The organism is Enterobacter sp. ku-bf2 (assembly GCF_001742765.1).
In the GTDB taxonomy this organism is placed as follows: Bacteria; Pseudomonadota; Gammaproteobacteria; order Enterobacterales; family Enterobacteriaceae; genus Enterobacter; species Enterobacter quasiroggenkampii.
The window spans coordinates 930,522-945,404 of sequence record NZ_MDVW01000001.1 but is presented as its reverse complement, the minus strand read 5'-3'; the positions used below and the strand labels follow the sequence as shown (position 1 = coordinate 945,404).

The 14,883-nt window shown below is 58.6% G+C and carries 12 protein-coding genes; 5 read left to right on the top strand and 7 right to left on the bottom strand.

Going from position 1 to position 14,883, the window contains the following annotated elements; all coding sequences use genetic code 11:
• Nucleotides 1–72 precede the first annotated feature (72 nt).
• From puuE to puuD, 5 genes are all read right to left on the bottom strand, one after another.
• Nucleotides 73–1,344 (bottom strand): 4-aminobutyrate transaminase, encoded by a 1,272-nt coding sequence (gene puuE, locus BFG58_RS04485; RefSeq protein ID WP_069719344.1) that lies wholly within the window; start codon nt 1,342–1,344, stop codon nt 73–75.
• A gap of 26 nt (nt 1,345–1,370) precedes the next feature.
• Nucleotides 1,371–2,651, bottom strand: coding sequence for an FAD-binding oxidoreductase (locus BFG58_RS04480; RefSeq protein ID WP_069719343.1), 1,281 nt, complete (start codon nt 2,649–2,651; stop codon nt 1,371–1,373).
• Nucleotides 2,648–4,141 carry an aldehyde dehydrogenase PuuC gene (puuC, locus tag BFG58_RS04475; protein ID WP_069719342.1) on the bottom strand — a complete coding sequence of 498 codons (1,494 nt, stop codon included), beginning with the start codon at nt 4,139–4,141 and terminating at the stop codon, nt 2,648–2,650. Before puuC ends, BFG58_RS04480 begins: the two co-directional genes overlap by 4 nt.
• A 157-nt stretch (nt 4,142–4,298) precedes the next feature.
• Complete coding sequence (gene puuR, locus BFG58_RS04470; protein WP_008502454.1) at nt 4,299–4,856, bottom strand: HTH-type transcriptional regulator PuuR; 558 nt, start codon at nt 4,854–4,856, stop codon at nt 4,299–4,301.
• A gap of 25 nt (nt 4,857–4,881) precedes the next feature.
• The gene (puuD, locus tag BFG58_RS04465; protein ID WP_045910614.1) at nt 4,882–5,646 is read right to left on the bottom strand and encodes a gamma-glutamyl-gamma-aminobutyrate hydrolase; all 765 of its coding nucleotides are present in this window, start codon (nt 5,644–5,646) and stop codon (nt 4,882–4,884) included.
• Between the two features lie 213 nt (nt 5,647–5,859).
• Here puuD and BFG58_RS04460 point away from each other — a divergent pair, with 213 nt between their 5' ends.
• Nucleotides 5,860–7,278, top strand: a complete 1,419-nt coding sequence (locus BFG58_RS04460) for a glutamine synthetase family protein (RefSeq protein ID WP_069719341.1) — start codon at nt 5,860–5,862, stop codon at nt 7,276–7,278.
• A 356-nt stretch (nt 7,279–7,634) separates the two neighbouring features.
• Nucleotides 7,635–9,026 (top strand): APC family permease, encoded by a 1,392-nt coding sequence (locus BFG58_RS04450; protein WP_008502450.1) that lies wholly within the window; start codon nt 7,635–7,637, stop codon nt 9,024–9,026.
• 64 nt (nt 9,027–9,090) lie between these two features.
• On the opposite strand, the gene BFG58_RS04445 is transcribed toward BFG58_RS04450, so the two are convergent.
• Complete coding sequence (locus BFG58_RS04445) at nt 9,091–10,344, bottom strand: MFS transporter (protein WP_048030688.1); 1,254 nt, start codon at nt 10,342–10,344, stop codon at nt 9,091–9,093.
• A 121-nt stretch (nt 10,345–10,465) separates the two neighbouring features.
• Here BFG58_RS04445 and BFG58_RS04440 point away from each other — a divergent pair, with 121 nt between their 5' ends.
• The 3 genes from BFG58_RS04440 (at nt 10,466) to bioD (ending at nt 13,539) form a co-directional block, all read left to right on the top strand.
• Nucleotides 10,466–11,398 (top strand): LysR family transcriptional regulator, encoded by a 933-nt coding sequence (locus tag BFG58_RS04440; protein ID WP_045910383.1) that lies wholly within the window; start codon nt 10,466–10,468, stop codon nt 11,396–11,398.
• Between the two features lie 94 nt (nt 11,399–11,492).
• Nucleotides 11,493–12,713 carry a sugar metabolism global transcriptional regulator Mlc gene (gene mlc, locus BFG58_RS04435; RefSeq protein ID WP_069719339.1) on the top strand — a complete coding sequence of 407 codons (1,221 nt, stop codon included), beginning with the start codon at nt 11,493–11,495 and terminating at the stop codon, nt 12,711–12,713.
• A 130-nt stretch (nt 12,714–12,843) separates the two neighbouring features.
• Nucleotides 12,844–13,539 carry a dethiobiotin synthase gene (gene bioD / locus BFG58_RS04430; RefSeq protein ID WP_045910385.1) on the top strand — a complete coding sequence of 232 codons (696 nt, stop codon included), beginning with the start codon at nt 12,844–12,846 and terminating at the stop codon, nt 13,537–13,539.
• Here the strand turns inward: bioD and clcB are convergent.
• Nucleotides 13,474–14,784 (bottom strand): voltage-gated ClC-type chloride channel ClcB, encoded by a 1,311-nt coding sequence (gene clcB / locus BFG58_RS04425; RefSeq protein ID WP_069719338.1) that lies wholly within the window; start codon nt 14,782–14,784, stop codon nt 13,474–13,476. The two genes, bioD and clcB, sit on opposite strands and share 66 nt — an antisense overlap.
• Nucleotides 14,785–14,883 lie beyond the last annotated feature (99 nt).

Here is a 14,883-nt window from a genome sequence, read left to right as displayed (position 1 = left end):
GGAGGAAATCTGTGCAGATCTCCTCCGTTGAAACCGTCCCCGGCATTCCGGGAGACGGTTTTCGGTGGGCACTCAGGACTTATCGCGCATAACCTGTTGCAGGATCGCCAGCGCCTGGTTGAACTGGGCATCCGGGATGGTCAGCGGATAAAGGAAGCGGATCACGTTGCCGTACTGGCCGCAGATCAATAACAGCAGGCCCTGAGCGAGCGCCTTTTGCTGGATCGCCTGCGCGATGGCGGCTGAAGGTTCACGGCTCTCGGGATCAAAAAACTCCGCCGCAATCATCGATCCTCTTCCCCTTATCGCCACGAGCGCAGGGAAGGTGCTCTGAATCTCCTCCAGCGTGGATTTCAGCCGATCGCCCAGCTGACGAGCGCGCGCACACAGCGACTCGTTGTCGATAATCTTCAGCACCGCGTGCGCGGCGGCCACCGCAAGCGGGTTGCCGGCATAGGTTCCCCCCAGGCCGCCGGGAGCCGGTGCGTCCATGATGTCGGCGCGACCCACCACGCCGGACAGCGGCATTCCGCCTGCCAGGCTTTTAGCCATCGTCATCAGGTCGGGTTTGTCCGCGTAATGTTCCATGGCAAACAGCTTACCCGTACGGGCGAAGCCGCTCTGCACTTCGTCGGCAACCATCACGATCCCGTGCTCATCACAGATGCGGCGGATGGCGGCCACCAGCTCTGGCGGGGCGACGTTGAATCCGCCTTCACCCTGAATGGGTTCAAAAATAATCGCCGCCACCTGTTTCGCCTCAATATCTGCTTTGAACAGGCGTTCTATCGCCGTGATGGCATCCTGCGTCGTGATGCCGTGCAGCTCGGAGGGATACGGCACGTGATAAACCGACCCCGGGAAGGGACCAAATCCGAGCTTGTAAGGCGCGACCTTGCCGGTTAACGCCATGGTCATATAGGTTCGGCCGTGAAAACCTCCCCCGAAGGCAATCACACCCGGTCTGCCGGTGTGGGCCCGGGCGATTTTAATGGCATTTTCCACCGCTTCTGCGCCCGTGGTGAAGAACGCCGTTTTGGCCGGATTCTGCACCGGGGCCAGCTCGTTAAGTTTTTCGGCCAATGAAACGTAGCTTTCATACGGCACAATCTGGTAGGCCGTGTGGGTGAACTGGTGAAGCTGTTTTTCCACTGCGGCCACCAGTTCAGGATGACGATGGCCGGTATTCAGTACCGCGATCCCGGCGGCGAAATCAATATAGTCGTTGCCTTCCACGTCGGTAAGCGTGGCATTCTCCGCCGAGCGGGCAAAGAAATTACACATTACGCCAACGCCGCGCGGGGTGGCAGAAAGTCTGCGCTGATGAAATTCCTGATTACTCATGTCAGATACCCTTTTGTCGAAAACGGTCATACGCCAAGACGATCGCGCAGGCTGTAATACGCCGCGCCCATCGCCGTGAATGGAATCCGCAGGCTGCGACCGCCCGGGAAGGGGTAGTGCGGGAGGTTAGCAAACGCATCAAAGCGCTCAGCGTCACCGCGCAACAGTTCCGAGATCAGCCGTCCGGCCAGGTGAGTGCAGGTCACGCCGTGGCCGCTGTAGCCCTGCATGTAATAGATGTTTTTATCCAGACGACCAAACTGCGGCATACGCGACAGGGTCAGCAGGAAGTTGCCCGTCCAGCGGTAGTCGATTTTGACGCCTGCCAGTTGAGGGAAGGTTTTGAGCAGCTTTGGCATCACCAGGCGCTCGACATCGTCCGGATCGCGCGCGCCATAGACGACGCCACCACCGTACAGCAGGCGGTTGTCGGCGGTGAGACGGTAGTAATCCAGCAGGTAGTTACAATCTTCCACGCAGTAGTTATTGGGGATCAGCGTGCGGGCGACCTCTTCCGGCAGCGGGGCGGTGGTCACCACCTGGGTGCCGCAGGGCATGCTGCGTTTTGCCAGTTCCGGTTCGATCTTATCGCCCAGATAAGCATTCCCGGCGACGATCACGTAGCGGGCCGTCACCTGGCCATGCTGCGTGCTCACCACGGCCGGGCTGGTGTGCTGAATGGCGGTCACCGGGGACTGCTCATATACCCGCCCGCCGTTCAGGCGAATGGCGTCCGCTTCGCCGATCGCCAGGTTCAGCGGATGGATATGCCCCCCGCTGCGGTCCAGCAGCGCGCCGGTATAGCGTTCGCTGTCGACCTCCCGGCGGATGGCGCTGGCGTCCAGCAACTCGAGTTGCGTGTTGCCGTAGCGTTCCCAGTTGGCTTTTTGCTCCTCCAGCGTCTCCAGTTGCTTATGGTTTAGCGCCACAAACAGCCCGCCAGGACGATAGTCGCACTGGATCTGATAGCGCTGGATTCGCGCCCGAATGATTTCCCCGCCTTCAAACATCATGCTCCCGAGCATTCTGGCGGCATCGGGCCCGTAGTTTTTCTCGATCACGTCGATATCGCGGCTGTAGGAGTTAACCAGCTGGCCGCCGTTGCGTCCGCTGGCGCCGAAGCCGATGCGCGCCCCTTCAAGGAGCACCACGTCATAGCCCATTTCGGCGAGATGCAGCGCGGAGGAGAGGCCGGTATAGCCGCCGCCTACCACGCACACGTCACAGCTGATCGACTCGTTAAGCGTCGGGAAAGGTTCGTAAGCGTTCGCGCTGGCCGCGTAGTAGCTGGTGGTATGTTCGGTCATGATTGAGGCTCCAGGGCAATCCAGATGGTTTTCAGTTCGGTAAATTTTTCCAGCGCGTGCAGGGACTTATCGCGACCGTTGCCGCTCTGCTTATAGCCGCCAAAGGGAACGGTCATATCACCGTCGTTATAGTTATTGACGAAGACCGAGCCGGCCTTCAGGCGGCGGCTCATGCGGTGCGCCCGGGAGAGATCGCGGGTCCATACCGCCGCGCCAAGCCCGTATTCACTGTCGTTGGCCAGCGTTAAGGCGTCCTCTTCGGTTTTAAATCGGGTAACGACCAGCACCGGGCCGAAAATCTCTTCCCGGCACAGCGGGGAGTCGGACTCGAGGTCGACAAAAATGGTTGGACCGACTGCGGAAGGCCATGATTGTTCCCGCCCGTCCAGCAGCAGCGAGCCTTTCCGGGTTCCTTCGCGAATAAACGTGTGGACGGTATCGGCGTGCGCAGCGTCGATGAGCATGCCCATCGTGCTGTCGGGGTCGAGCGGATCGCCCGGCTGCCAGTGACGGGCCTGCGCTTTCAGCTTGGTCAGGAATTCATCGGCGATGCTCTCTTCGAGCAGCAGGCGGGTACCGGCGATACAGACTTGCCCCTGGTTGTAAAAAATCCCGGCGGCGGTCGCGCTCACGGCCTTGTCCAGGTCCGGACAGTCGGCAAAGATAATGTTGGCGCTCTTGCCGCCTGCCTCCAGCCAGACGCGCTTCATGTTGCTTTCTCCCGCGTCCTTCAACAGCTGCTTGCCGGTACGGGTAGAGCCGGTAAACGTCAGCACCTCGACCTCCGGATGACGTGCCAGCGCCTGGCCCGCTTCGTGGCCGTAACCGCTTATCACATTCAGCACGCCGTCCGGCAGGCCCGCCTCTTTCGCCAGTCCGGCCAGCCGCAGGGCGGTGAGCGGTGATTTCTCCGACGGTTTCAATACCACGCTATTGCCCGCGATCAGCGCCGGGCCCAGCTTCCAGCAGGCCAGCAGCAGCGGGAAGTTCCAGGGAACGATGGCCGCAACAACCCCGATCGGCTCGCGCACGATCATCGCCAGCTCGCCCGGCCCCGTAGGCGCCACTTCGCCGTAGACTTTATCCGCCGCTTCGGCGTACCAGCGAATGGCGCGCGCCGCGCCGGGAATATCGTCGCGCAGGCTGTGGCGGATGGGTTTACCGGTGTCCAGCGTTTCCAGTAAGGCCAGCTCTTCGCTATGGCGTTCCATCAAATCGGCGAGCGTATTTAGCACGGCCTTGCGCTGCGCCGGAGACGCCTGCGACCAGTCACCGCGCTCAAATACCTCACGCGCAGCCTGAACCGCGCGGTCCACGTCCGCCTGCTTGCCCCGTGCGACGTTCGCCAGCGTCTGCTGGGTCGCGGGATTGACGGTGTCAAACGTGGTGTTATCGGCGGCGTCACAATAGGCGCCGTTAATAAATAACCGGGTCTCAATGGCGCTGTTTTTTGCTTTATCCTGCCAGTAAGTCAGGTGCTGAAAATGCATATTCACTCCTTTCTTTCGCAATCAGATAAATAAAGGCATGGCCGTTTCAGGCAATACGAAGCCGTGGGGCATCCCGGGAATTAACCCGTTAAATGCCGACATTGATCGTTTTTATGTGTCCCGGCGTAAGCGCGCTTACGCCGGGACTGAGTGGTAATTAGAACGTGGTGGGGGTATGGGCACTGATAATGCGGCAGATGCCTGCCGAGGTGTTGCTGAAGCTGTGTGGTATGCCGGTATTGATGGCATAGCTCTGCCCCGCAACCAGGTGATATTGCTGGCCATTAATGGTCAACAATATTTCACCTTCCAGTATCGTACCGATCTCCTCACCCTGGTGTTTGATCCTCTCTCCGGTCGTGGTTCCAGGCTGGTAAGTTTCAAAAATCATCGCCAGCGTACGGTTCGGATTTCCGTTATGAACCAGCTTCATCGAAACCCCCTGACTGCCTATTTCGATAAGGTCTTCCTGATTAATAACCACCTGCGGTTCATCAGGTTTTTCCGGTTCCGAAAAGAATTCCGAGAGCGACAGCCCATAAACTTTCAGCAGCTTCTGTAGCGTACTGATGGCAGGACTGACTTTATCCTGCTCAATGGTGCTGATGGCACTGTGTGTTAACCCAGACAGTTCGGCGGCACGCCGCTGCGAGAGACCCAGCTGTTGGCGGATCTCAGACAGACGTTTCCCTGGCGCCAGTCCGTCATCGCTCATAGTTGCATTTCCTTTACGGTAGTGGTCAAAGCCGCTGCTTCTCAGCAATGTGGCTTTGACAGGCGGTGATAAAACCTTCAAACAACATACGTGACAGGGCGTACTCGCTGCTGTTCCATTCGGGGTGCCATTGCACACCGAGGGCAAAAGGGTGGTCATGAACGCTGACCGCTTCGACCAGCCCGTCCGTCGAGCGGGCCTCCACGCGAAGCCGTGGTCCTAACGTCCGTGCACCTTGCCCGTGTAACGAGTTTACCCAAAATGTGTTACAGCCTGGTATTAATTGAGACAGCAGTCCTCCCTCCTGAACCTGAACTTCATGAGACGGGGCGTATTGTAGCTCAACCGGCAGTTCAGGATCTTCCCGGTGCTCAAGCAGGTCGTTCTGCTCGAACAGGCGGCGATACAGCGTCCCTCCCGTTGCAACAACCAGTTCCTGCAGCCCCCGGCAGATGGCGAAAATGGGGATGCGCCTTTCGAGCGCGGCGGCAATCAGCGCCATACTCAGAAGATCTCGCCCGGGATCGGCGTTAGGCTCATCGCCGTTTTCACCATAAAGGTGCGGCTGCACATTACTTGGGCTGCCCGGCAGGTAAATCCCGTCCAGGGTTGGGAGCAGAGCGGTAAGGAGCTCTGGCTCTGCCAGCGCATGCGGTAAGGCAATCGGTAAGCCTCCCGCGTTAATAATGGCATTCAGGTACTTTTCTTGCAGGGTCTGGGTCTCATGACCCTTAAGCCTGTTTCTACACATCACCACGCCAATAACTGGCTTGTTCATTATATTTTCCATGATCGCCCTCACAAAGTGGACTAAATTTAGGCCATTACCGCCTGCAAAACGGCCTTTTCGTTCAATATTTTCTCAATCTAGCAACGGGATCTACCTTTTGCAAACTTAATTTAACATTTGACAAACAATTTATTTGCATACAGATTCGATAGGGTGGACATTATATTTGACAGTCCAGAGCAGCGAACGCAAATCCAAAAACGGTGGTAAATCATGGAAACCAATATCGTAGAAGTTGAGAACTTTGTGCAGCACACGGATGAGAGGCGGGGCAGCGCCTTTACGCAGGAAGTGAAGCGCTATTTAGAAAAGTATCCTGACACCCAGTTTATTGATGTCCTCCTGACCGACCTGAACGGCTGTTTTCGCGGCAAACGCATCCCGGTTGCCGGACTGAGCAAGCTTGAAAAAGGCTGCTATTTCCCGGCATCGGTTTTCGCCATGGACATTCTGGGTAACGTCGTGGAAGAGGCGGGCCTGGGGCAGGAGCTCGGCGAGCCGGACTGCATCTGCGTGCCGGTACCGGGCACCCTGACACCGTCCGCCGCCGACCCGGAATACATTGGTCAGGTGCAGCTCACCATGGTCGATGAAGATGGCGCTCCCTTTGACGTTGAGCCGCGGAACGTACTCAACCGACTCTGGCAGCAGCTGCGCCAGCGCGGTCTGTTCCCCGTGGTAGCGGTAGAGCTGGAGTTCTATTTACTTGACCGTAAACGCGATGCCGACGGCTATCTGCAGCCACCCTGCGCGCCGGGCACCGACGTGCGCAACACGCAGAGTCAGGTCTACTCGGTTGATAATCTTAACCATTTTGCTGACGTGCTGAACGACATTGACGAACTGGCGCAGCTGCAGCTGATCCCCGCTGACGGGGCTGTGGCTGAGGCCTCCCCGGGCCAGTTTGAGATTAACCTGCACCATACGGAAAACGTGCTCGATGCCTGCGACGATGCGCTGGCGCTAAAACGTCTTGTCAGGCAGATGGCGGAAAAACATAAGATGCACGCCACGTTTATGGCAAAGCCGTATGAAGAGCATGCGGGCAGCGGGATGCATATCCACATCAGCATGCAAAACAACCGAGGCGAAAACGTGCTCGCGGACGTCAACGGCGAGGATTCCGCGCTGCTGAAACGCGCGCTGGCCGGGATGATCGATCTGATGCCTGCGTCCATGGCGCTGCTGGCACCGAACGTCAACTCCTATCGCCGTTTCCAGCCGGGAATGTACGTGCCGACACAGGCGTCATGGGGACACAATAATCGCACCGTTGCCCTGCGTATCCCCTGCGGCGATCGCCATAACCATCGGGTCGAGTACCGGGTGGCGGGCGCTGACGCGAATCCGTATCTGGTGATGGCGGCGATTTTTGCCGGTATTTTACATGGGCTGGATAACGATTTACCCCTGCAGGAAGAAGTGGAAGGCAATGGTCTGGAGCAGGACGGACTGCCATTCCCGATTCGTCAGAGCGATGCGCTGTGGGAATTTATGCAAAACGATAGCCTTCGCGAGCGGCTGGGCGAACGTTTCTGCCACGTCTATCACGCCTGCAAAAACGATGAATTACTGCAGTTTGAACGCCTGATTACCGAAACTGAAATTGAGTGGATGCTCAAAAACGCCTGATGACGTGCCCCGGTAAGGGGCCGCTTTGTTTCATCTCATACGTATCACCAAACGGCCTGCGCGGAGCCTGGCCTAACTGTTTGCTGGCACGCCAGCTATCTCCCGGGAGTCGCGTTATGGAGCGCAGGCGGCACAGGGATTTTCTCAACGACACTGTGTGACGAGGTAGGAAATGATGCAGATGTTCAACTATCCGCAGGGCGAAGGGGGCCAGTCAGGCACCTGCTGTGAGTGCGAGCCAGAGACGGTGCGCTGGTACGATCGCGTGTGTTCTTTACAACTTCCCCCTTTGCTAAGCAGGTTTGCGTTAAGGACAGCGCGATTGCAAACCACGATAAGCATGGGGGGGACGGTTTATGGCGACTAACACCTCTCTTGACTCGCCGCGCATGGCCGGAAGAACCCGGCTGCGCAGTTCCCTCAAGCTCTGGCAGGTGGTCATGATGGGGCTGGCTTACCTCACCCCCATGACCGTGTTTGATACCTTCGGCATTGTGTCCGGTATCAGCAACGGCCACGTGCCCGCCTCGTATCTCCTGGCGCTGGCTGGCGTCATGTTTACCGCCATCAGCTACGGCAAACTGGTACGGCAGTTTCCGGAAGCGGGCTCCGCGTATACCTACACGCAGAAATCGATCGGCCCCCACTTAGGCTTTATGGTCGGCTGGTCATCGCTGCTGGACTATCTCTTCCTGCCGATGATTAACGTGCTGCTGGCGAAGATCTACCTTTCCGCGTTGTTCCCTGAAGTTCCGCCGTGGGTCTGGGTAGTGGGGTTTGTGACGATCCTGACGCTGGCGAACCTGAAGAGCGTGAATCTGGTCGCCAACTTCAACACCCTGTTTGTGCTGGTGCAGATCGCCATCATGGTGGTGTTTGTCATCCTCGTGGTGCACGGACTGCATAAGGGGGAGGGCGTCGGCACCGTCTGGTCGCTCCAGCCGTTTATCAGCGAGAACGCTCACCTGATCCCGATTATTACCGGCGCGACTATCGTCTGCTTCTCTTTCCTCGGCTTTGACGCGGTCACCACGCTGTCGGAAGAGACGCCAAATGCGGCGCGGGTGATCCCCAAAGCCATTTTCCTCACCGCTTTGTATGGCGGGCTGATATTCATTGTTGCCTCGTTTTTCATGCAGCTCTTTTTCCCGACGATCGCCCGCTTCAAGAACCCGGACGCCGCGCTGCCGGAAATCGCGCTGTACGTGGGCGGCAAGCTCTTCCAGTCGGTGTTTCTGTGTACCACGTTTGTGAATACGCTCGCTTCAGGCCTGGCCTCGCACGCCAGCGTCTCGCGCTTACTGTATGTGATGGGGCGTGACAACGTCTTTCCGGAGCGGGTGTTTGGCTACGTGCATCCGAAATGGCGTACGCCGGCCCTGAACGTCATTATGGTTGGGATAGTGGCGCTGTCGGCCCTGTACTTTGATCTCGTGACCGCGACGGCGCTGATCAACTTTGGCGCGCTGGTGGCGTTTACGTTTGTTAATCTCTCGGTGTACAACCATTTCTGGCGGCGTAAGGGGCTGAACAAAACGTGGAAAGATCGATTCCACTATCTCCTGCTGCCGCTCATTGGTGCCGTCACGGTCGGTGTGCTGTGGATAAATCTCGAAGCGACGTCCCTGACGCTTGGCCTCATCTGGGCGGCACTGGGGATCCTTTACCTGACATGGCTCACGCGCCGTTTCCGAAAACCGCCTCCGCAGTTTGAAGCCGGTAAGATAGAACAGGCCTGGGATTCCTGAACGAAAAACGGCACCAGTACGCTGGTGCCGTTTTTCGGGAAACGGACATCCGCCCGCAAGCCTATTATTTCAGACGTTTATGAAGACTTGCGCCCACCAGCAGTGCGGCACAGAGCATCAGCGCGATAAACCCGCCCACGCCGTTCCAGCCGTAGTTATGCCAGAAGACGCCGCCGAGCGTCCCGGCGATGCTGGACCCCAGGTAATAGCTAAACAGATAAAGAGACGATGCCTGACCTTTGGCGCGACGCGCGCGCGGGCCAATCCAACTGCTGGCGACCGAGTGGGCGGCGAAGAACCCCGCGGAAAAGAGCAACATGCCGGCAAAAATCAGCCACAGGGAGGAGAAGAGCGTCAGCAGCAGGCCGACCAGCATCACCGCCGTGAAGAACAGCATGACCGGGCCGCGTCCATAGCGGGCGGTCATCGCCCCGGCCTTTGGTGAACTCCACGTACCGGTCAAATAAGCCACCGAGAGTAAACCGACAATAGCCTGGTTCAGATGCCACGGTGAGAGCATCAGGCGATAGCCAATGTAGTTAAACAGCGTGACGAAGGCGCCCATCAGCAGGAAGCCGGTCAGGAACAGGCGCGGCAGCCCCTTGTCGCGCCAGTGCAGACGGAAGTTGATAAACAGCGTTTTCGGGCGCAGCGATGTCGGGCGGAAATGACGCGATTCCGGTAGAATTTTCCAGAACATCAGGGCGGATGCCAGCGCGAAACAGCCAATGACCGCCAGCGCAATCCGCCAGCTAAAGAAGTCCGTGAATACTCCGCTCAGCAGACGTCCGCTCATCCCGCCAATCGAGTTCCCGCTGATGTAAAGCCCCATAGAGAAGGCAACAAAGCTCGGGTGGATCTCCTCGCTGAGATAGGTCATCCCAACCGCCGCCACGCCGCTGAGCGAGAGCCCGATCAGCGCGCGCATCACCAGAATGCCGTGCCAGCTGGTCATCATGGTCGAGAGTAGCGTACAGACCGAAGCCAGCATCAGCGCGGTTACCATCACCGGTTTACGCCCAATGGCGTCGGAAAGAGGGCCGGTAAAGAGCAGGCCAATCGCCAGCATGCCGGTGGAAATGGAGAGTGAAACGCTGCTGCTGGCAGGCGATACGCCAAACTCATGGGAGAGCACGGGCAGGATCGGCTGAACGCAATAGAGCAGGGCGAAGGTGGCCAGACCGGCGGAAAAGAGCGCCAGCGTGACGCGCATAAATTGGGGGGTACCACGTTTAATGAACTGAACCGGCTGCGATGTTGCAGGTAAATCATTGATGTCGCTTGCCGGATCGATATCAATGGTAGTTGTACGACTCACACAGTTTCCTTGCTTAAACATCCCCGTGATTTCTGGTGACGGGTATGACCACCTCTTCAGGGTAGGAAAATGTAAATATTCTGTCTAATATATTAATAATCTCAAATGATACTTTAGAAATATGAATATCGAGCTGCGTCATCTTCGCTATTTTGTCGCCGTCGCCGAAGAGCTGCATTTTGGCCGCGCGGCAGCACGGCTGAATATCTCTCAACCCCCGTTAAGCCAGCAGATTCAGATCCTGGAGCAGCAGGTCGGCGCGCGCCTGCTGGCCCGAACCAACCGCAGCGTGAGCCTGACGGCGGCGGGCAAGCAATTTCTCATCGACAGCCGACAAATTCTGAGCATGGTTGAGGACGCCGCCGCCCGGGCAGAACGGCTGTATCTCGGGGAGGCCGGAGAGCTGCGCATTGGGTTTACCTCGTCCGCGCCGTTTATCAGCGCCGTCTCGGAAACGCTGTCGTCATTCCGCCGCCATTTCCCGGATGTTCATATTCAGACGCGCGAGATCAATACCCGCGAGCAGATTGCGCCGCTAAATGAAGGTTCGCTGGATTTGGGGCTGATGCGTAATACCCAACTGCCGGACTCGCTGGCGTGGGAGGTGATCCTGCGCGAGCCGCTGATGGCCATGATCCCACACGATCACCCGCTGGCGTCGCGTCCGACGGTGTCGCTGGCAGAGCTGGCAAAAGAGCCGTTTGTCTTTTTTGATCCGCAGGTCGGAACGGGCCTGTACGACGATATCCTGGGGCTGATGCGCCGCTACGATCTTGCCCCGGTCATTACCCAGGAAGTCGGGGAGGCAATGACCATTATCGGGCTGGTCGCCGCCGGGCTGGGCGTCTCTATTCTTCCGGCCTCCTTTAAACGGGTACAATTGCGCGAAATGCGCTGGGTGACCATCGCCGAAGAGGATGCCGTTTCAGAGATGTGGCTGGTCTGGGCAAAACATCGCGAACAGAGCCATGCCGCACAGCGCTTCAAACAGCAGTTGATGAACGCCTCCGCCGGGGGGCATTTTCAGGGAAAAGTGGGCAAAAATGTGCAGTAAATCACATGGCTAAGTAAATATTTGACGGCAGCCATGCAAGTGCTTCACCATAGCCAACAGTTTATTTCGAAGCTCGAAAATAAGGGAGTACGAGGTGGTCGCTGATAGTCAGCCAGGGCACATTGATCAGATTAAGCAGACCAACGCTGGCGCGGTATATCGCCTGATCGATCAGCTTGGTCCGGTTTCGCGTATCGATCTTTCGCGCCTGGCACAGCTGGCACCCGCCAGTATCACCAAGATTGTCCGCGAGATGCTGGAAGCGCACCTGGTTCAGGAGACGGAAATTCAGGAGCCGGGCAGCCGTGGCCGTCCGGCAGTCGGGCTGGTGGTGGAGACGGAAGCCTGGCACTACCTGTCGCTGCGCATCAGCCGCGGCGAGATCTTCCTTGCGCTGCGCGATCTGAGCAGCAAGCTGGTGGTAGAGGACCGTCTTGAACTGCCGCTCAACGCCGAGGAATCGCTCCTCGAGGCGATTGTCTCGCACATCGATCGCTTCTTTATCCGCCATCAGCAGAAGCTTGAACGCTTAACGGCGATTGCCATCACCATGCCGGGCATTATTGATACCGAAAATGGTATTGTCCACCGCATGCCGTTTTATGACGATGTCAAAGAGATGCCGCTGGGAGAGGTGCTGAAAAACCATACCGGCGTGCCGGTCTACATTCAGCATGACATCAGCGCCTGGACGATGGCGGAGGCGCTCTTCGGCGCGTCCCGCGGCGCGCGGGATGTGATTCAGGTGGTTATCGATCATAACGTCGGGGCGGGGGTGATTACCGACGGTCGTCTTCTCCACGCCGGAAGCAGCAGCCTGGTGGAAATTGGCCATACCCAGGTCGACCCGTACGGCAAGCGCTGCTACTGCGGCAACCACGGCTGTCTGGAAACCATTGCCAGCGTGGAAAGCGTGCTGGAGCTGGCGCAGGTCAGGCTCAGCCAGTCCATGAGCTCCTCGCTGCACGGACAACCCTTAACGGTGGATTCTCTCTGCGCCGCCGCGCGTCAGGGCGATCTGCTGGCGAAGGACATCATTACCGGGGTGGGGAATAACGTTGGCCGCATTCTGGCGATTATGGTGAACCTCTTCAACCCGCAAAAAATCCTCATTGGCTCACCGCTCAGCCAGGCGGCGGAGATCCTCTTCCCGGCGATTACGGCCTGTATTCAGCAGCAGTCGCTTCCCGCCTACAGCCGGAATATTGCGGTAGAAAGCACCCAGTTTTCCAATCAGGGCACGATGGCTGGCGCGGCGCTGGTCAAAGATGCCATGTATAATGGCTCGTTGTTGATCCGCCTTTTACAGGGCTAACTCTTTTCCGCAGATGTAAGAAAAATTGCGCTATCTCAAGCCGGGTAGCGCACGCATCCCGTAGACTTCCTCCACTGAATTATTTACCGGGTTTATATTTTCGAAGCATACCCAAGAGGTGGAGTGAGTCATGCTTAAGCGTTTCTTTGTTACTGGTACTGATACCTCTGTCGGCAAGACCGTCGTATCCCGCGCATTGCTGCAGGCGCTGGCAGCAAGCGGTAAACGCGTGGCAGGGTACAAACCGGTCGCAAAAGGGAGTAAAGAGACGCCAGAGGGATTGCGTAATAAAGACGCCCTGGTGCTGCAAAGCGTCTCGTCACTGGAGTTGCCTTATCATGCGGTCAATCCCATCGCGTTAAGCGAAGAGGAGAGCAGCGTGGCGCACAGCGGCCTGATTAACTATCCCCTGTTGTCCGACGGCCTGGCGAACCTGAGCGAGAAGGTGGACCACGTGGTGGTCGAAGGGACGGGCGGCTGGCGCAGCCTGATGAACGACCTGCGCCCGCTGTCGGAATGGGTGGTGCAGGAACAGCTTCCGGTGGTGATGGTGGTGGGGATCCAGGAAGGGTGCATCAACCACGCGCTGCTGACGGCGCAGGCGATTGCCAATGACGGCCTGCCGCTGATGGGCTGGGTGGCCAACCGCATCAACCCGGGCCTCGCGCACTATGCGGAGATCATCGACGTGCTGAGCGCTAAACTGCCCGGACCGCTGGTGGGTGAACTGCCTTATCTGCCTCGTGCCGAGCAGCGCGAGCTAGCGCAGTACATCGATCTCTCTGCCCTCGGTGGCGTGTTGACCGTAGACAGAGTCGTGGCGTAACGTCCGCGACAGCACGGACGCCAGCACGCAGGCGACCAGCAAACCGGGCAGTAAAAAATACTGTCCGGTCATTTCACAGACCATCAGCGCCGACATAATGGGCGCGTGCGTGGTCGCGGCGAGTAGCGTTGCCATCCCTGCCAGCCCCAGCAAAATTGCCGTCTCAGAACCCGGCAGCCACAGCGCGAAAAGCTGTGCAAACAGCATGCCTGTCGCCATGCCAACAAACAGCGTCGGCGTGAACACGCCGCCCGGCGCGCCCGACCCGCTGCTCGCCAGTACTGCCAGCAATTTACAGATTAACACCCCGGCAATCACCGACAGCAGCGGCGGCGCGAGCAGAAAAGCCTGCACCACGCTGTAGCCGTTCCCCCACACCTTCGGCGTCAGAAGAGACAGCAGTCCGACGATCGCACCGCCGAGCGCCAGCTGCCACGGCGGCGAAAGTTTGAGGCGCAGGAAAAGACCGTGGCTGAACGCCATCAGCCACATCAGCAGCGGCCCGCATAGACCCGCCACCAGCCCCATCGCGACCAGCAGGGCATAATCGGCCGCGGTGAGGATGCCGCTCAAATGGACCGCGTAGAGCGTGCCGGCACCCGGTGCCAGGAGCTGCGTGGTGAGAAGCGCCACCACCGCCGCGATAACCACGGGCCCGAGCGAGGCCAGCATCAGGGTGCCAAACAGAATCTCCGCAATGAAAAGGCTTCCGGCTAACGGAGCATGGTAGGCGCTGGCCATCCCGGCCGCGGCGCCGCAGGCGATCCATAACTTCCATTCGGATTTGGGCGTAAAGCGCCGGGCAAAAAAGGAGGCGGCGAGGGCGGCAAGCAGGATCATCGCCCCTTCACGCCCGATGGCGCTTCCGCTGGCGACGACCAGCAGCGAGGCAAGGGATTTCACCAGGCTGGCGCCGTAATCAAACTGACCGTCGCCGGTCTCCAGCGCTTCCATATAATCGGTAGGGGCATGAGGCCGCTGGGCAGTCAGCCGTTGCCATCCCCATAGTAACAGTCCCGCAGCCAGCCCGCCCAGCGCGGGCGTCAGCGCGCGCCGCCAGGGCGAGAGCGACGCGGCGGCATTCACCAGGCTGCCGCTGTCGTTGCTGAGAAGCAGCCACTCCAGCAGATACATGCTATGGCGGAATACCGCAACGGCCAGCGCGGCCAGCACGCCGGTGACGGTGGCAATCAGCAGTCGGCGAAACATCGCGCGGATGTCGGGGTACGTATGAAGACGTTGCATGAGTCGCGAGTAAACGGGGACGATACAATATTGTGGCGGGAAATCGCGGGGTTAGCAAAAGGTATGCGTGCGAAAAAGCCGGGCGATGCCCGGCCAGAA